The sequence below is a fragment of the Pseudomonas sp. EA_65y_Pfl1_P113 genome (assembly GCF_963970525.1).
GTDB classification, from domain to species: domain Bacteria; phylum Pseudomonadota; class Gammaproteobacteria; order Pseudomonadales; family Pseudomonadaceae; genus Aquipseudomonas; species Aquipseudomonas tritici.
The window spans coordinates 106,868-123,716 of record NZ_CAXAQM010000013.1 but is presented as its reverse complement, the minus strand read 5'-3'; the positions used below and the strand labels follow the sequence as shown (position 1 = coordinate 123,716).

The 16,849-nt window shown below is 58.9% G+C and carries 13 protein-coding genes, 1 tRNA gene and 1 pseudogene; 11 read left to right on the top strand and 4 right to left on the bottom strand.

The window, feature by feature from the left end; translation table 11 throughout:
• The first annotated feature begins 30 nt into the window (after window positions 1-30).
• Window positions 31-1,260 carry a multifunctional CCA addition/repair protein gene (locus AACY52_RS14515; protein ID WP_339436910.1) on the top strand — a complete coding sequence of 410 codons (1,230 nt, stop codon included), beginning with the start codon at window positions 31-33 and terminating at the stop codon, window positions 1,258-1,260.
• Between the two features lie 55 nt (window positions 1,261-1,315).
• Here AACY52_RS14515 and folK read toward each other — a convergent pair whose 3' ends face one another.
• Complete coding sequence (gene folK / locus AACY52_RS14510; RefSeq protein ID WP_339415412.1) at window positions 1,316-1,834, bottom strand: 2-amino-4-hydroxy-6-hydroxymethyldihydropteridine diphosphokinase; 519 nt, start codon at window positions 1,832-1,834, stop codon at window positions 1,316-1,318.
• A complete protein-coding gene (gene folB, locus AACY52_RS14505; RefSeq protein WP_032883867.1) occupies window positions 1,825-2,178 on the bottom strand; it encodes a dihydroneopterin aldolase in 354 nt (117 codons plus the stop codon). Before folB ends, folK begins: the two co-directional genes overlap by 10 nt.
• Window positions 2,179-2,252: 74 nt before the next feature.
• Here folB and plsY point away from each other — a divergent pair, with 74 nt between their 5' ends.
• Window positions 2,253-2,822 carry a glycerol-3-phosphate 1-O-acyltransferase PlsY gene (gene plsY, locus AACY52_RS14500; RefSeq protein WP_339415411.1) on the top strand — a complete coding sequence of 190 codons (570 nt, stop codon included), beginning with the start codon at window positions 2,253-2,255 and terminating at the stop codon, window positions 2,820-2,822.
• A gap of 33 nt (window positions 2,823-2,855) precedes the next feature.
• Here the strand turns inward: plsY and tsaD are convergent, their stop codons facing one another.
• Window positions 2,856-3,881 carry a tRNA (adenosine(37)-N6)-threonylcarbamoyltransferase complex transferase subunit TsaD gene (tsaD, locus tag AACY52_RS14495; RefSeq protein ID WP_339560568.1) on the bottom strand — a complete coding sequence of 342 codons (1,026 nt, stop codon included), beginning with the start codon at window positions 3,879-3,881 and terminating at the stop codon, window positions 2,856-2,858.
• A gap of 202 nt (window positions 3,882-4,083) precedes the next feature.
• Between tsaD and rpsU the strand changes: the two genes are divergently transcribed.
• From rpsU to AACY52_RS14470, 5 genes are all read left to right on the top strand, one after another.
• Window positions 4,084-4,299, top strand: coding sequence for a 30S ribosomal protein S21 (rpsU, locus tag AACY52_RS14490; protein ID WP_002551877.1), 216 nt, complete (start codon window positions 4,084-4,086; stop codon window positions 4,297-4,299).
• Between the two features lie 446 nt (window positions 4,300-4,745).
• Window positions 4,746-6,716 carry a DNA primase gene (gene dnaG / locus AACY52_RS14485; RefSeq protein WP_339415410.1) on the top strand — a complete coding sequence of 657 codons (1,971 nt, stop codon included), beginning with the start codon at window positions 4,746-4,748 and terminating at the stop codon, window positions 6,714-6,716.
• A 67-nt stretch (window positions 6,717-6,783) separates the two neighbouring features.
• Window positions 6,784-8,634 carry an RNA polymerase sigma factor RpoD gene (gene rpoD, locus AACY52_RS14480; protein ID WP_339415409.1) on the top strand — a complete coding sequence of 617 codons (1,851 nt, stop codon included), beginning with the start codon at window positions 6,784-6,786 and terminating at the stop codon, window positions 8,632-8,634.
• A 121-nt stretch (window positions 8,635-8,755) separates the two neighbouring features.
• A complete protein-coding gene (locus AACY52_RS14475; protein WP_339494968.1) occupies window positions 8,756-12,499 on the top strand; it encodes an EAL domain-containing protein in 3,744 nt (1,247 codons plus the stop codon).
• A 15-nt stretch (window positions 12,500-12,514) separates the two neighbouring features.
• Window positions 12,515-12,591 (top strand) — tRNA-Ile (locus tag AACY52_RS14470).
• 164 nt (window positions 12,592-12,755) lie between these two features.
• Here the strand turns inward: AACY52_RS14470 and AACY52_RS14465 are convergent.
• Window positions 12,756-12,911: pseudogene (locus tag AACY52_RS14465) on the bottom strand (tyrosine-type recombinase/integrase); the annotation flags it as partial.
• 172 nt (window positions 12,912-13,083) lie between these two features.
• Between AACY52_RS14465 and AACY52_RS14460 the strand changes: the two are divergent.
• From AACY52_RS14460 to AACY52_RS14445, 4 genes are all read left to right on the top strand, one after another.
• The gene (locus AACY52_RS14460; protein ID WP_339415392.1) at window positions 13,084-13,584 is read left to right on the top strand and encodes a hypothetical protein; all 501 of its coding nucleotides are present in this window, start codon (window positions 13,084-13,086) and stop codon (window positions 13,582-13,584) included.
• A 10-nt stretch (window positions 13,585-13,594) separates the two neighbouring features.
• Window positions 13,595-13,837: a hypothetical protein gene (locus tag AACY52_RS14455; RefSeq protein ID WP_054594326.1), complete on the top strand. Its 243-nt coding sequence runs from the start codon at window positions 13,595-13,597 to the stop codon at window positions 13,835-13,837.
• A gap of 710 nt (window positions 13,838-14,547) precedes the next feature.
• Window positions 14,548-14,994 (top strand): Lrp/AsnC family transcriptional regulator, encoded by a 447-nt coding sequence (locus AACY52_RS14450; protein WP_010206997.1) that lies wholly within the window; start codon window positions 14,548-14,550, stop codon window positions 14,992-14,994.
• Window positions 14,995-15,160: 166 nt separating this feature from the next.
• A complete protein-coding gene (locus tag AACY52_RS14445; RefSeq protein WP_339427693.1) occupies window positions 15,161-16,843 on the top strand; it encodes an NAD(P)/FAD-dependent oxidoreductase in 1,683 nt (560 codons plus the stop codon).
• Window positions 16,844-16,849: the final 6 nt, after the last annotated feature.

Below are 16,849 nucleotides of genomic sequence, written 5' to 3'. Positions count from 1 at the left end.
GTATCCTGTGCGGCTAATGGAGGCTTTTTCATGAAAATCTACAAAGTCGGCGGTGCCGTGCGTGACCGCCTGCTGGGCATCAAGGTCACCGATGTTGACCGCGTCGTCGTGGGGGCGACCACCGAAGAGATGCTGGCCAAAGGTTTCAAACCCGTCGGCGCTGACTTCCCCGTGTTTCTCGACCCGAAAAATGGCGATGAATACGCCCTTGCCCGCACAGAGCGCAAGAGTGGCCGGGGTTATGGCGGCTTTGTGTTTCATGCGAGCCCAGAGGTGACGCTGGAAGAAGACCTGATCCGTCGCGACCTGACCATCAACGCCATGGCGGAAGACGATGAGGGTAATTTGACCGACCCTTATCATGGCCAGCATGATCTTGAAGCGCGCATCCTGCGCCACGTTTCCCCGGCGTTCGCCGAAGATCCGCTACGAGTGCTCCGCGTTGCGCGCTTTGCTGCACGTTACGCGCACCAGGGTTTTACGGTCGCTCCGGAAACACTGGCGCTGATGCGTCAACTCAGCGAATCCGGCGAACTGGAAGCCCTGACGCCTGAGCGCAGCTGGAAAGAAATCTCCCGAGCGCTGATGGAAGACCAGCCCCAGGTGTTTATCCAAGTACTGCGCGACTGCGATGCATTGAAAACCTTGATGCCCGAAGTCGATGCACTGTTCGGCGTACCGCAACCCGAAGCCCATCACCCCGAAATCGATACGGGCATACACACTTTGAGCGTGCTGGAACAGGCCGCCCTGCATAAACAGCCGCTGACCGTGCGCTGGGCCTGCCTGCTGCATGACTTGGGCAAGGGCCTGACGCCGGTGGATAAGTTACCGCAGCATATTGCTCACGAACACACCGGCTTGAAGCTGATCAAGGCCGTCAATGAACGCTTCAAAGTACCGAAGGACTGCCAGGAGCTGGCGCTGCTGGTGGGCCAATATCACACCCACGGCCATCGGGCGCTGGAGTTGAAAGCCTCGACGCTGCTGGAATTGCTGCAAAGTTTCGACGTTTACCGGCGGCCGCAGCGCTTTGAAGAGTTTGTGGTTGCGTGCGAGATGGATGCCCGAGGCCGAAAAGGCTTAGAGCAGCGAAGTTATCCACAGGCGGATTATTTGCGCGGGGCGGCGAAGGAGGCGCGCGAAGTGCCGGTGGCACCACTGCTGGAAAAAGGCTTCAAAGGCCCGGAACTGGGTGAAGCGCTCAAACGCGAACGCCTGAAAGCGCTGAAGGCCTACAAAGAACAGCCTATTTCCTAGACGCGGCCCTGCTGTGGTGAGGGCGCTTGCTCCCTCACCACAGCAAGCTCGGCGCCTACAAGAGCGCGTCTGGGGTGAGTTGCTGGCCTTGCCATTCAAACCCGACAGGCGCGAGCACCTGGTCGATTTGCGCATTGCGCCATAACTCAGCCAGGGTCTTGCCCACTTCAGGATGCACACGCTCTGGCGCCATCAACGACAGCGGCCACAGCACAAACGCGTTTTTCAGGATCTCTGCACGCGGCAGGACCAAACCATCGAAGTTACCCACCAGCTCGCCGTACAGCAGCACATCGATATCCAGCGGCAGGCCCTTGCGGTCCGGTGCATAGCGACCATTATCGGCCTCGATGAATTTCAACCGGCGATCCAGCGCCATCAGCGGCAGGTCGGTGTAGGCCGAGACCACCAGATTGAAGAACGGACCGCTCTTGATGCCCACCGGCTGGCTTTCGAACACTGGCGAGCAGCGCACATCCGTCAAAAAGCTCGCCAGCGCGTCAAGGCCGGCGCGCAGATGAGATTCGCGCTCGATATTGCTGCCTAGGCCAAGGTATACCTGAGTTAGCGACATCCGCGCTCGATCTCCACGCCCACACCCTTGGCAGCCGGCACGGCCCCCGGCTTGGTCAACTTGAGGTGCAGCCAAGGAATCTGGAACTCACTCATCAGTACTTGCGCCAGGCGTTCGGCGAAGGTTTCCACCAACTGGTACTGGGATTGCTCGGCAAATGCCTGGATGCGAGCGGACACGCTGGCGTAATCCAGTGCCAGGGTCAGGTCATCGCCAGCGGCGGCCGGGCGGTTATCCCAGGCGAAGCTCAGGTCCAGGCGCAGGCATTGGCGTATCCCGCGCTCCCAGTCATAGGCCCCGATGACGGTGTCGACTTCCAGGCCTTCGATAAACACTCTGTCCAAGCACTCTTCTCCGCAGCACGACAAGGGCGCAATGCCCCGTTAGAATCAGGGCGTCCTCACCCGGAATAGTTAGCATGTTTTGGTCACTGGCGATCCTCGCCTACCTGCTCGGCTCGCTGTCCTTCGCCATTTTGCTCAGCCGCCTGACGGGAAATCCCGATCCGCGAATGAGTGGCTCAGGCAATGCCGGCGCCACCAATATGTTGCGCCTGGCCGGTAAGAAGCTCGCCGTGCTCACGCTGCTGGGCGACGTGTCCAAGGGCTTGCTGCCCGTGCTGATCGCCAGCCTCGCCGGCCTTACCCTGCAACAACAGGCCTGGATCGGCATATGCGCCGTCCTCGGCCATCTGTTTCCACTGTACTTCCGCTTTCGCGGTGGCAAAGGCGTCGCCACGGCAGCCGGCATGCTGCTGGGGATTTACCCACCGGCGGCGTTGCTGGCTGTACTTGCCTGGCTCCTGACGTTCTACCTGACCCGCACCAGCTCACTCGCCGCGCTGATCGCCACCCCGCTCACCCTGCCGCTGTTGGCCTGGCAAGAACCGGCGGCGTTGTTGCCGATGAGCGCACTGACACTGCTGATCGTCTGGCGCCACCGGGGCAATTTACGCGACCTGTTTGCCGGGCGCGAACGGCATTTTTAAATACGTTCGATGAGCCCGGCTCACGTTACGGCCCTACAGCGGCGACAACTGCTCCATCGGCCAGCGCGCCTGCACACTGATCGCCAGGCTTTCGTGCTGCCCCGCCTGCAAGCGTTGGCAACCGGCATAGGCGATCATCGCGCCATTGTCGGTGCAAAACTCTGGCCGCGCGTAGAAAACGTCGCCCTTCATCTCACCGAGCATTTTTTCCAGTGACGTGCGCAACGCCTTGTTGGCACTGACGCCGCCTGCGATCACCAGGCGCTTCATGCCCGCCTGTTTCAGGGCGCGCTGGCACTTGATGGTCAAAGTCTCCACCACGGCCTGCTGGAACGCCAGCGCGATGTCGCAACGGGCTTGCTCACTGTCGTCCCCGGCGCTGACGCTTTGCTGCCAGGTGTTCAGCGCAGAGGTTTTCAAACCACTGAAACTGAACATCAGGCCAGGCCGATCGCACATCGGGCGTGGGAAGGTATAACGGCCGGCAACGCCTTTTTCGGCAAGACGGGCGATTTCCGGGCCGCCGGGATAATTGAGGCCCATCATCTTCGCGGTCTTGTCGAACGCCTCACCGGCGGCGTCATCCAGGGACTCACCCAAAAGGGTGTATTGGCCGATTCCATCCACCTGAACCAGTTGCGTATGGCCGCCTGAAACCAACAAAGCGACGAACGGGAACTCTGGTGGCGTTTTTTCCAGCATGGGCGCCAATAAATGGCCTTCCATATGGTGCACACCGAGGGCTGGAATACCCCAGGCAAAAGCCAGCGCCTGGGCGCAAGAGGCCCCAACCAGCAGGGCTCCGACCAATCCAGGGCCAGCGGTGTAGGCGATCGCGTCGATCTCGGTCGGCACGCAACCGGCCTCATCCAGCACCTGGCGAATCAGGGGCAGCATGCGTTTGACGTGATCACGGCTGGCCAGCTCCGGCACCACGCCGCCATAGGCGCGGTGCAGGTCGATCTGACTGAACAGCGCATCGGCCAAGAGCCCGCGTTCACTGTCGTAAAGTGCGACACCGGTTTCGTCGCAGGAGGTTTCAAGTCCCAGTACTAGCATGGGTTTGCGCCTTGTAGAGGCTAGATTCGAAGGCGCGCATAATAGTCGCCACTCCCCCTCCCGACTAGCGGTTTTCGATCAGAGGCTTTGCATTCCGGGCAATGAGGGGTTAACATCCGCAACCCTTAAAAACCGACGACCTCAGCCGCGAATTTTTTGCGACGAGAACGTTGATCCCGGTAATGAAAGAAGGTAGCTCTGGATGCCAGCCGTCAAAGTTAAAGAGAACGAACCCTTCGACGTAGCTCTGCGTCGTTTCAAGCGCTCCTGCGAAAAAGCCGGTGTACTGGCTGAAGTTCGTAGCCGCGAATTTTATGAGAAGCCAACTTCTGAGCGTAAGCGTAAAGCAGCAGCCGCTGTTAAGCGTCACGCCAAGAAAGTTCAGCGCGAACAGCGCCGCGCCGTTCGTCTGTACTAATACACAGACGTCCGTAGCAAGCTTCTGCCAAGCCCGGCCCTCAGCCGGGCTAATGGCATTTGCGGATATCGCTTGATGCTTCACTGTTGACGCCGCACATGCGACTGAGACAACTGCTTCACACGTCAGGACTGGCTCTTTTGCCAGCGGTGCACGTCTCTTCTGACGAGCCTAACAAGGCTACTGACGCGCACACTTATTATTCAAGCAGGCGATCAACTGTATCGACTGTGCCCGACAATGCGCTTCCGAGGCCCGCCATTGGCCAAGACCGGAGGCCAGGGCAACATTTCCATGCCGAAAACCTGATTGAAATTAACGTCAGTGAATGATCGGCAGATACACTTCCTGAAAGCCCAAGCAGACAACCGATGATCGAGCCACACGATACGTGCGCTTGAGCACTTAGCGGGCCCTCATTTACACGCAGTGATGACGAGAACGCCATGGCCGGGCTAATTCCCCAGAGCTTTATTGACGACCTTCTGAACCGCACCGACATCGTCGATGTTGTCAGCTCGCGCGTGCAACTGAAAAAAGCCGGCAAGAACTACACCGCTTGCTGCCCGTTTCACAAAGAGAAAACCCCATCGTTCAGCGTCAGCCCCGACAAACAGTTCTACTACTGCTTCGGTTGCGGCGCAGGCGGTAACGCCCTGGGCTTTCTCATGGACCACGACAACCTGGATTTCCCCCAGGCGATCGAGGACCTGGCGAAAGCTGCCGGCATGGAAATCCCTCGCGAAGAAAGTGGCCGACCGCACAAACCGCGGCAACCCACAGATTCGCCGCTGTACCCACTGCTGACCGCCGCTGCCGACTTCTACCGCCAGGCGCTTAAAAGCCATCCGCAGCGCAAAGCCGCCGTCGACTACCTCAAGGGCCGCGGCCTCACCGGTGAAATCGCCCGTGACTTCGGCCTCGGCTTCGCCCCGCCCGGCTGGGACAACCTGTACAAGCACTTGAGCAGCGACACTCTCCAGCAAAAAGCCATGATCGACGCCGGCCTGCTGGTGGAAAACGCCGAAACCGGCAAACGCTATGACCGCTTCCGCGACCGCGTGATGTTCCCGATCCGCGACAGCCGTGGCCGCATCATCGCCTTTGGTGGTCGAGTACTGGGGGATGACAAGCCCAAGTACCTGAACTCCCCGGAAACCGCGGTGTTCCACAAAGGCCAGGAACTCTACGGCCTGTTCGAGGCGCGCAAGAACAACCGCAACCTCGATGAGATCATCGTGGTTGAAGGCTATATGGACGTGATCGCGCTCGCCCAACAGGGCCTGCGCAACGCCGTGGCCACACTCGGCACCGCCACCAGCGAAGAACACATGAAGCGCCTGTTTCGCGTGGTGCCCAGCGTATTGTTCTGCTTTGACGGCGATCAGGCCGGCCGCAACGCCGCCTGGCGCGCACTTGAAGCAACGCTGTCGAGCCTGCAGGACGGGCGTCGCGCACGCTTCCTGTTCCTGCCTGAAGGCGAAGACCCGGACACCTTGGTGCGCTCCGAAGGCACCGACGCGTTCCGCGCGCGCATCAATCAACATGCACAGCCCCTGGCAGACTATTTTTTCCAGCAACTGACCGAAGAGGCCGACCCGCGCTCCCTCGAAGGCAAGGCCCACATGGCCACCCTCGCGGCGCCGCTGATCGATAAAGTCCCAGGCGCCAACCTGAAATCACTGATGCGCATGCGCCTGCTGGAAATCACTGGACTGAGCGGCGAAGCCGTCAGCCAGCTGGTGCACAACGCACCGCAGGAGGCGCCGCCGACCTATGACCCAGGCATGGATTACGACGCTATGCCGGACTACTCCGACTTCCACCAACCGCAGGAGGCCTACACGCCCCAGCAGGAGTGGACACCGAAGAAGCCCGGCGCCGGCGGCAAGAAATGGGACAACAAACCCTGGAGCAAGAACGGCAAGCGCGGTGATCGCGATGAGGCCTTCGCCCCGCGAACGCCTGTGGCCGTAGAAGCGCCAACGCTCATTGCGTTGCGTACGCTCATCCATCACCCGCAACTGGCGGGCAAGGTCGAGAGCGCCGACCATTTTGCCAACGCGAGCAACACCTACGCTCAGGTGCTGATCGCCTTGATCGAGGCGGTACAGAAAAATCCTAAGCTAAACTCAATTCAGCTGATGGCTCGTTGGCATGGCACCGAACAAGGCCGCCTATTGAAAGCACTCGCGGAAAAGGAGTGGCTAATTGACGGCGATAACCTTGAACAACAGTTTTTAGACACCATTACTAGGTTATCTGCGGGTCAGCACACGCAGACCCTCGATGAACTCATCAAGAGAGCAAGGCAGCCTGGATTATCGGCTGAAGAGCAAAATCAGATAGCAAAACAGATGCGCGACCTCTTAAAACAGAATGTTTCCGCATCAAACCCGACCTCAGCTGGCGTGTGAGGTCATAGCTCGGGTATAATCCTCGGCTTGTTTTTTGCCCGCCAAGACCTTCAGTGGATAGGGTGTTATGTCCGGAAAAGCGCAACAGCAGTCTCGTATCAAAGAGTTGATCGTTCTCGGTCGTGAGCAGGGTTACCTGACTTACGCGGAGGTCAACGACCACCTGCCTGAGGATATTTCAGATCCAGAGCAGGTGGAAGACATCATCCGCATGATTAACGACATGGGGATCAACGTATTCGAAGCTGCGCCAGATAAGGATTCTCTTATGCTGGCGGACGCCGATACCGACGAGGCTGCAGCTGAAGAAGCTGCTGCCGCGCTGGCTGCTGTGGAGACCGATATCGGTCGAACCACCGACCCTGTGCGCATGTATATGCGTGAAATGGGTACCGTCGAGCTGCTGACACGCGAAGGCGAAATCGAAATCGCCAAGCGTATCGAAGAGGGCATCCGTGAAGTGATGGGCGCAATCGCGCACTTCCCTGGCACGGTTGACCATATTCTCTCCGAGTACACCCGCGTCACCACCGAAGGTGGTCGCCTGTCCGACGTGCTGAGTGGCTACATCGATCCGGACGACGGCATTGCGCCGCCTGCCGCCGAAGTGCCGCCGCCTGTCGACCCGAAAGCGGTGAAAGCCAACGACGATTCCGAAGACGACGATGCTGAAGCCAGCAGCGACGACGAAGATGAAGTTGAAAGCGGTCCGGATCCGATCGTGGCTGCCCAGCGTTTCGGTGCGGTTTCCGATCAAATGGAAATCACCCGCAAGGCGCTGAAAAAGCACGGTCGCGGCAATAAGCTGGTTATTGCCGAGCTGGTGGCGCTCGCCGAACTGTTCATGCCGATCAAGCTGGTACCGAAGCAATTCGAAGGCCTGGTCGAGCGTGTTCGCAGTGCCCTTGAGCGTCTGCGTGCACAAGAGCGTGCGATCATGCAGCTCTGTGTCCGTGATGCGCGCATGCCGCGCACCGACTTCCTGCGCCAGTTCCCGGGCAACGAAGCTGACGAAAGCTGGTCCGACGGCCTCGCCAAAGGCAAAGGCAAATACGCCGAAGCCATTGGTCGCCTGCAGCCGGACATCATTCGCTGCCAGCAAAAGCTGATCGCACTGCAGACCGAAACCGGTCTGACGGTTGCCGAGATCAAGGACATCAACCGTCGCATGTCGATCGGTGAGGCCAAGGCCCGCCGCGCGAAGAAAGAGATGGTCGAAGCGAACTTGCGTCTGGTGATCTCCATCGCCAAGAAGTACACCAACCGTGGCCTGCAATTCCTCGACTTGATCCAGGAAGGCAACATCGGCTTGATGAAGGCTGTGGACAAGTTTGAATACCGTCGTGGCTACAAGTTCTCGACTTATGCCACTTGGTGGATCCGTCAGGCGATCACTCGCTCGATCGCCGACCAGGCCCGCACCATCCGTATTCCGGTGCACATGATCGAGACCATCAACAAGCTGAACCGCATTTCCCGGCAGATGTTGCAGGAAATGGGTCGTGAACCGACCCCGGAAGAGCTGGGCGAACGCATGGAAATGCCTGAGGACAAAATCCGCAAGGTATTGAAGATCGCTAAAGAGCCGATCTCCATGGAAACGCCGATTGGTGATGACGAAGACTCCCATCTGGGTGACTTCATCGAAGACTCGACTATGCAGTCGCCAATCGATGTCGCCACCGTTGAGAGCCTTAAGGAAGCGACTCGCGACGTACTCTCCGGCCTCACTGCTCGTGAAGCCAAGGTACTGCGCATGCGTTTCGGCATCGACATGAATACCGACCACACCCTTGAGGAAGTCGGTAAGCAGTTTGACGTGACCCGTGAACGGATCCGTCAGATCGAAGCCAAGGCGCTGCGCAAGTTGCGCCACCCGACGCGAAGCGAGCATCTGCGCTCCTTCCTCGACGAGTGATACCAAAACCCCCGGCCCAGGCCGGGGGTTTTGTTTTGTATCGATAAAACCGTCCGTAATCCCCCTCCCCCGTAATGCCCGTCTACACTCGAAACATTCCCCGTGCCATAACGAGACCGTTATGCCCAGACTGCAGGCTGTGTTTTTACTGTGGCTGCTGACCTGGACCGCGACGGCTGGCGCGTTGAGTCTTAGCGATGATGAGCGCGGCTGGCTGGCGGACCATCAGGAGTTGCGCCTGGGAGTGGACGCGTCATGGCCACCCTTTGAATACCATGACGAAGATGGCCGCTACCAAGGCCTGGCGGCGGATTACGTGCGCCTGATCCAGGATCGCCTCGGCGTGCGGGTCAAGTTGATCGAGCCGGCGAACTGGAGCGCCTTGCTGGAGCAGGCCCGGAACAACCAAGTCGACCTGCTGCCTGGCATCATGTCCACGCCGGAACGCCAGCGCTACATGGCATTTACCCGCCCGTACCTTGATTTCCCCATCGTCATCCTGGCCCACGAAGGCGGCGCGAAACCACGCACCCTTAAGGACCTCTACGGATTGAAGATTGCCGTGGTGGAAAACTATGCGCCCCATGAGTTGCTCCGCACCCACCATCCCGACCTCAACCTGGCGACCATGCCGAATGTCAGCTCGACCCTGCAAGCCTTAGCCACCGATGAGGTGGATGCGGTGGTCGGCGACCTGGCCTCAAGTGTCTGGAGCCTGCGCCAACTCAAGCTCGACGGTTTGTACGTCAGCGGTGAAACGCCCTACCGTTACCAACTGGCGATGGGCGTACCGCGCGACAACAAAGTACTGGTGGGCATCCTCGATAAGGTACTGGCCGACCTCAGCCCGGACGAAACCGATGCGATCCAACAACATTGGGTCGGTAGCTTTACCGACCACCGCACCTTCTGGAGGGATCTGCTGACTTACGGCCTGCCTGCGGTACTGTTGCTGAGCACCGTGCTGGCCGTGATGATTCGAATCAATCGTCGGCTCAGTTCGGAAATTTCCCGACGCGTCGCCCTCGAACAGAAACTGCGCAGCAGCGAATATCACTATCGCGGCTTGGTGGAAAGCCTGTCCGCCATCGCCTGGGAAGCCAGTATCACCGACTTCACCTACAGCTATGTTTCGCCCCACGCTGAGGAATTACTGGGTTATCCGCGCGCCCACTGGCTGATCCCGGGGTTCTGGCGCAACATCATTCACCCTGCCGACCTGATCCGCACCGAAGCCTACTGCTACCAGGAAACCCGCGCCAATCGCGACCACAGCGTCGACTACCGGGTGATCACCGCAGATGGGCGCTGCTTGTGGGTGCGCGACATCGTCAGCCTGATCGAGCACGGCCATGAGCCCGTACTGCGCGGCTTGATGATCGATATCAGCGAGGCCAAGCGCACTGAAGAAGCCTTGCAACTGTCCGAGCAAAAATTTGCCTCGGTGTTCCAGCAATGCCCAGACATGCTAGTGATCGCACGGCTGTCTGATGGCTGCTTGCTGGAGGTGAACAAGGCGTTCGAAGACCAGATTGGCCTGACGGCGGAACAGGTCGTCGGCAAAACCGCCACCGAACTGAATATCTGGGGCATCCAGGGTGTCGGCCCCGACCTGCTGCAACGGGTGCAGACCACCAGCATCCGCAACCTCGAAATGCCCTTTCTGCGCAGCAATGGCCAAGCCTTCATCGGGCTGATTTCCGCCGAGCCGTTCCAATTGGACACCACCGAGGCCATCGTGGTGGCGGTGCGAGACATCACTCAACTCAAGGAAACCCAGCAACAACTGCAAACCTCCGAAGAGAAATTCGCCAAGGCCTTCCACGCCTCCCCCGACGGCTTGCTGCTGAGCCGACAGCGTGATGGACTGTTGATTGAAGTGAACGATGGTTTCAGTCGAATCACGGGTTTCACCAGCGCAACATCCCTCGACCAATCAACCCTGGACCTGGGCATCTGGGTCGACCTCAACGAACGCAAACACATGCTGGAACTGATGCAGCGCGATGGCTTTGTGCGTGATTTCATCTGCCATATTCGTCGCAACGATGGGCAGATTCGCCTGTGCGAGTTGTCCAGCCGCCCACTGCCTATCGGCGACGAAGACTGCATGCTGACCATTGCGCGGGACATCACCGAACGCCAACTGATGCAGGAAAAACTGCAACAGGCCGCCACGGTGTTCGAAAGCACGGCCGAAGGCGTCTTGATCACTGATATCCGGCAGAACATCAGCGCCGTCAACCGCGCCTTCACCGAGATAACCGGCTACAGCGAGGCCGAAGCCCTCGGCCATACGCCGCGCTTGCTTGCCTCCGGCCTGCATGACAGCGCCTTCTACGCGGCGATGTGGCACCAACTGACAGCTCAAGGGCATTGGCAGGGCGAGATCTCCAACCGACGCAAGAACGGCGAGCTGTACCCCAGCTGGCTGACGATCAGCGCCGTGCGTAATCGCGATCAGTTGATCACGCACTTCGTCGCGGTGTTTGCCGACATCTCCAGCCTCAAGCTGGCCCAGGCCCGTCTCGATTACCAGGCGCATCACGATCCATTGACCGGCCTGCCCAACCGCACTTTGTTCGAAAACCGATTGCTGGCCGCCCTCAATGGGCATCAAGAAACCGGCAAACAGGGCGCCGTACTGTTTCTCGATCTGGACCGCTTCAAACACATCAACGACAGCCTCGGCCACCCTATCGGCGACTTGCTGCTCAAAGACGTCGCGGCGCGCCTCAAGGAACAACTGCGCGACATCGACACCGTTGCTCGCCTGGGCGGCGACGAGTTCATCATCCTGCTCCCCGGCCTGCAGCACCCCAGCGATGCCCAATACCTGGCCAATAAACTGCTGGCCTGCTTCACCCCACCCTTCCAGGCAGGTGAACACGAGTTCTTCATCAGCGCCAGCATCGGCACCAGCCTATACCCGCAGGACGGTACCGACGTCGCGACGCTGGTCAAAAATGCCGACGCTGCGATGTACCGCTCCAAGGCCAAGGGACGTAACCGGGTCGAAAGCTATACCCGCGACCTTACTGCGCAGGCCAACGAACGCGTGGCACTCGAACATGAACTGCGCCGCGCCATCGAGCGCGATGAACTGACCCTGTACTACCAGCCAAAACTGAGCCTGAATACTCAAGCACTGATCGGCGCCGAAGCGCTGATCCGCTGGCGCCATCCCACCTTTGGCGACGTGCCGCCCGAACACTTCATTGCCCTCGCCGAAGAGAACGGCATGATCCTGCAGATCGGTGACTGGGTGCTGGAACAGGCCTGCCGACAAATGCATGCCTGGCAAGGCACTTTCGACGCATTTGGCCCGCTGTCGGTCAACCTGGCCGGCGCCCAACTGCGTCACCAAGGCTTGCTCGCTCGCATCGAACAGCTATTGCACGACTACCGGCTCGACCCAGGCTGCCTGCAACTGGAGATCACCGAGAACTTCATCATGAGCCAGGCCGAAGAAGCGCTGGAGGTACTGCACCAGCTCAAAGACCTGGGCGTACAACTGGCCATCGATGATTTTGGCACCGGCTATTCATCCCTCAGCTACCTCAAACGCCTGCCGCTGGATTTCCTCAAGATCGATCAATCCTTCGTCCGCGGCCTGCCCGACGACCCCCACGACGCAGCGATCGTGCGCGCCATTATCGCCCTGGGCCACAGCATGCAATTCACTATCATCGCCGAAGGCGTGGAGAACCCCGCACAGCAAGCCTTCCTGGCTGCCGAAGGCTGCGAACAGATGCAAGGCTACATCGTCAGCCTGCCGCTACCGCCCGAGGTTTTTGCCGCGACCTTTCTTCGTATGAGCATTAAGGATTTTTCGGATAGCACAGCGGGGAAACCATCGCTATAATCCGCGACCTACTGAGGGCCTATAGCTCAGTTGGTTAGAGCAGGGGACTCATAATCCCTTGGTCGTAGGTTCGAGTCCTACTGGGCCCACCACTTTGAAAGCCACGCACCGCGTGGCTTTCGTCGCTTCTAGGGCTTGGAAAACTCAAGCCGAAACAGTGCAAAAAAGTGGTTCCACCCAAGATTTGTCCAATCTCATTTTTCGACGGCTGAATTCTCGGCCACTTTTTCATCATGATCCTTCTCGAAAATGCCCGCTAAGGGTTTAACGAAACGACCTCTGCCATGTGTCCAGGGCTGAAGTGCGCGTACTGTTGAGTCATGGCCAAGGTCGAATGCCCAAGCACACGCTGCAGCGTCAGGATGTCGCCACCATTCATCATGTAGTGACTGGCGAAAGTATGGCGTAACACACCTAACGTCTCCAAAACCGACGCGCTCGATGTGTTATTAACGGGGAGTTGGCTTGCTGGCGATGAGGCCCGTGCAGACGTCAAATTCCCCGGGGCCTTACATCAAAGACCATTTGCATCTTAGTCACCGCGTGTAGAAAATCATCGTCTTTTTGCACGAATGGATACGCGCATGAAGTTTGAGAAGACCACGCAGTACAGGTCCGCGGAAGGGATCGTCTTCAATCTGTCTCAAATCACCCTCATGGAAAGCGACCGAGGTCGCCTGCGCGAGTTGCACTTTGGCGAAGCGAAACGCGCCCATTACCAAGTTAACGGCATGGTCGTCGATATGTACGACCGAATGCAGGCTCGAAACCTGCCATGCCTGCTGAAAGTCTGCATTTCCAATCCCCTCACCCGGCAGCAGGCCGATGCTATCAGCACTATGCGGGGCAACGTCGCCAAGGGAATTGCTGCGGCCTCAGGTGGCGTTGCCGGCAAGGTAGGTGCGTTGGGCGGGCCGCTCATTGGCTGGGCTTCAGGTGCAGTGGTGACGACAGGTGTCAACTGGTACCTCAAAGGGGCCCTGCCGAACCTGCATGCAGGTGACGTGCTGGTCAGCATCGAGGGAGAGGTCCATGGCGGGATTGGCCCACAGCGCTCTGTCGTGACGCTGGTCATCAAGGTCTGAGGAAGTGCACATGCCCTACATCATGCAAACTGTCGTCCTTCTGGTGCTGGGCGCGATCCTCGTTCAGTTTCTGAAACCATACCCGCTGCGCAAGTGGCTGGGTTTGGCCCTACTGGCAACGGGCTTGGTCAGCATCTTCAAGGTTGGTGAGCAGCAGGTGCTGGGCTTTGACCTGGAGCTGCTAGCACTGCTGGCCGTGCCGCTGGGCGTGGTGCTATTCCTGACGCGGCGGCGGTTCACGGAGGGGGACTGAAGCCCCGGCACGATTTCTCGGTGCCGTCTCTGACCCAAATCAGATGGGATAACAGTCGATCAACAGCGCGTTGATCGATGATCTTAGCGTTGGACCTTGCCGGCGGATTGGGGGTTACTTTGAACATACTGGTAACGCCTAACGTAGGTTAGATGCCGCCAAAATCACTGCTAAATGATGAATGGCGGCTGTAACGCAGGCCAGGCGCAGTCGTAAATGTGTAATACCACATTGACCAGCCTCGCGAACTCAGCGGGCGCGTCCTAATTCTGATCCTAGACAGCACGGATATAGCGCACATGAAAGGTCACCGCAATCGCCAACCTTTAAAGTCAGACTATAGGCATGCCCCAGGCCAAGCCGCGTTTTGCTTCTCGATCTGTGAATGGAACGTGGTTTGGAGCTGCGAGGCGAATTGCGAAACTCAAAGGCCGTAAAAACCGTACAACCACGCGACAGCACTCAGCTTGAGCCACTCACTCTGAATTACGCTCAACACCAAGTAATACGGGGCATCCAGCCATGCCAACCTACGTTCACCTAAGAACGCTTTCTCTAGGCATACCAGTTCGCCCAGCAACTCATAATGTCTTGGTCGTAGGTTCGAGTCCTACTGGGCCCACCAAACTTAAAAGCCGCGCAATGCGCGGCTTTTGTGTGTCTGGAAGCCTGTAATATGCTCCCCATCGCCGCCCATACCGGAGCACCCCTTGCCTGCCCTAGATGAAATCGACCGCCAACTAATAGCCGCCCTGCAAATCAACGCCCGCGAAAGCGTGGCCATGCTTGCCCGGCAGTTGGGCATCGCGCGCACCACGGTGACCTCACGCCTGGCGCGCCTGGAGAAAACCCAGGTGATCACCGGTTATGGTGTGCGTCTCGGCCAGCGGGTGGTGGACGGTGGTTTGCAGGCGTATGTGGGCATCACCGTGCAGGCACGCTCGGGTAAAGAAGTGTTGCGCAGACTGAGTGCCATGGCGCAGGTGCAACAGTTGTGCGCGGTCAGTGGAGAGTTCGATTACGTGGCCTGGCTGCGCACTGACTCGCCGGAGCAGTTGGACCAATTACTCGACCAAATAGGCAGTGTGGACGGCGTGGAGAAAACCACGACCTCAATCATCTTGAGTAACAAATTGGATCGCGGGCAGCCAATTTGACCACCAACTTCGTCATTACGACTAAAAACAGTCCAATCCGACGACACTTTGCGTCTTATTAACGAACGCTACGCTCCCTAAACTGGCTGCCATCTTTTCCTATACTCAGCGGGTCACGTCCGCCCAGTCGCCAGTAAGGTCAACCATGAGCATTCCGTCCAGCACCATCAGCAAGACCAATCGCCACCCTGCAGACGGTAAAAAACCCATCACCATCTTTGGCCCGGATTTTCCGTTTGCCTTTGATGATTGGATCGAGCACCCGGCCGGCCTGGGCAGCATTCCCGTCGCCAACCATGGCGCCGAAGTGGCGATCGTCGGTGCAGGGATCGCGGGCCTGGTTGCCGCCTACGAGCTGATGAAACTGGGTCTCAAGCCGGTGGTGTATGAAGCTTCGAAAATGGGCGGCCGCCTGCGCTCCCAAGCCTTCGAAGGCGCCGAAGGCATCATCGCCGAGCTGGGTGGCATGCGCTTCCCGGTGTCGTCCACCGCGTTCTACCACTACGTGGACAAACTCGGCCTGGAAACCAAACCCTTCCCCAACCCGCTGACGCCAGCCTCCGGCAGCACGGTGATTGACCTGGAAGGCCAGACTCACTACGCACAAAAACTGTCCGATCTTCCTGCGCTGTTTCAAGAAGTCGCCGACGCCTGGGCCGACGCCTTGGAAGCCGGCTCGCAGTTCGGCGATATCCAGCAAGCCATCCGCGACCGTGACGTGCCACGCCTCAAAGAGCTGTGGAATAAGCTGGTGCCACTGTGGGACGACCGCACCTTCTACGACTTCGTTGCCACGTCGAAGGCTTTCGCCAAGTTGTCGTTTCACCATCGCGAAGTATTCGGCCAGGTCGGTTTCGGCACTGGCGGCTGGGATTCGGACTTCCCCAACTCGATGTTGGAAATCTTCCGCGTGGTGATGACCAACTGCGACGATCACCAACACTTGGTCGTCGGCGGCGTGGCCCAGGTGCCGATGGGCATTTGGCGCCATGTGCCGGAGCGTTGCGCCCACTGGCCGGCCGGCACTAGCCTCAGTTCGTTGCACCGTGGTGCGCCGCGGGCCGGGGTGAAACGCATCGCCCATGCCGCCGACGGCCGCTTTGCCGTCACCGACAACTACGGCGACACCCGCGAATACGCCGCCGTGCTGACCACCTGCCAAAGCTGGCTGCTGACCACCCAGATCGAATGCGACGAAACCCTGTTCTCGCAAAAGATGTGGATGGCCCTGGACCGCACCCGCTACATGCAGTCATCAAAAACGTTCGTGATGGTTGACCGCCCGTTCTGGAAAGACAAAGACCCGGAAACCGGCCGCGACCTGATGAGCATGACCCTCACGGATCGCCTGACCCGTGGCACTTATCTGTTCGACAATGGTGACGATAAGCCGGGGGTGATTTGCCTGTCTTACTCGTGGATGAGCGATGCACTGAAGATGCTGCCGCAGCCCATCGATAAACGCGTGAAACTGGCCCTCGACGCGCTGAACAAGATCTACCCGAAAGTCGACATCAAGGCGCGCATCATCGGCGACCCGATCACGGTGTCCTGGGAAGCCGACCCGCATTTCCTCGGCGCCTTCAAAGGTGCATTGCCCGGCCACTATCGCTATAACCAGCGTATGTATGCGCACTTCATGCAGAAGGACATGCCCGCCGAGCAACGTGGGATTTTTATCGCAGGTGACGACGTTTCCTGGACCCCGGCCTGGGTCGAAGGCGCAGTGCAAACCTCATTGAACGCGGTATGGGGCATCATGACCCACTTCGGCGGCAGTACTCATCCGGAGAACCCAGGGCCGGGTGATGTGTTCGACGAAATCGGGCCGATCGCCCTGGCCGAATAAGGAGCT

Bases quoted from the DNA above. Each gene is read 5' to 3' on its own strand.
- AACY52_RS14515 (WP_339436910.1), top strand. From the start codon at position 31: ATGAAAATCTACAAAGTCGGCGGTGCCGTGCGTGACCGCCTGCTGGGC.
- folK (WP_339415412.1), bottom strand. From the start codon at position 1,834: ATGTCGCTAACTCAGGTATACCTTGGCCTAGGCAGCAATATCGAGCGC.
- plsY (WP_339415411.1), top strand. From the start codon at position 2,253: ATGTTTTGGTCACTGGCGATCCTCGCCTACCTGCTCGGCTCGCTGTCC.
- tsaD (WP_339560568.1), bottom strand. From the start codon at position 3,881: ATGCTAGTACTGGGACTTGAAACCTCCTGCGACGAAACCGGTGTCGCA.
- rpsU (WP_002551877.1), top strand. From the start codon at position 4,084: ATGCCAGCCGTCAAAGTTAAAGAGAACGAACCCTTCGACGTAGCTCTG.
- dnaG (WP_339415410.1), top strand. From the start codon at position 4,746: ATGGCCGGGCTAATTCCCCAGAGCTTTATTGACGACCTTCTGAACCGC.
- rpoD (WP_339415409.1), top strand. From the start codon at position 6,784: ATGTCCGGAAAAGCGCAACAGCAGTCTCGTATCAAAGAGTTGATCGTT.
- AACY52_RS14475 (WP_339494968.1), top strand. From the start codon at position 8,756: ATGCCCAGACTGCAGGCTGTGTTTTTACTGTGGCTGCTGACCTGGACC.
- AACY52_RS14460 (WP_339415392.1), top strand. From the start codon at position 13,084: ATGAAGTTTGAGAAGACCACGCAGTACAGGTCCGCGGAAGGGATCGTC.
- AACY52_RS14455 (WP_054594326.1), top strand. From the start codon at position 13,595: ATGCCCTACATCATGCAAACTGTCGTCCTTCTGGTGCTGGGCGCGATC.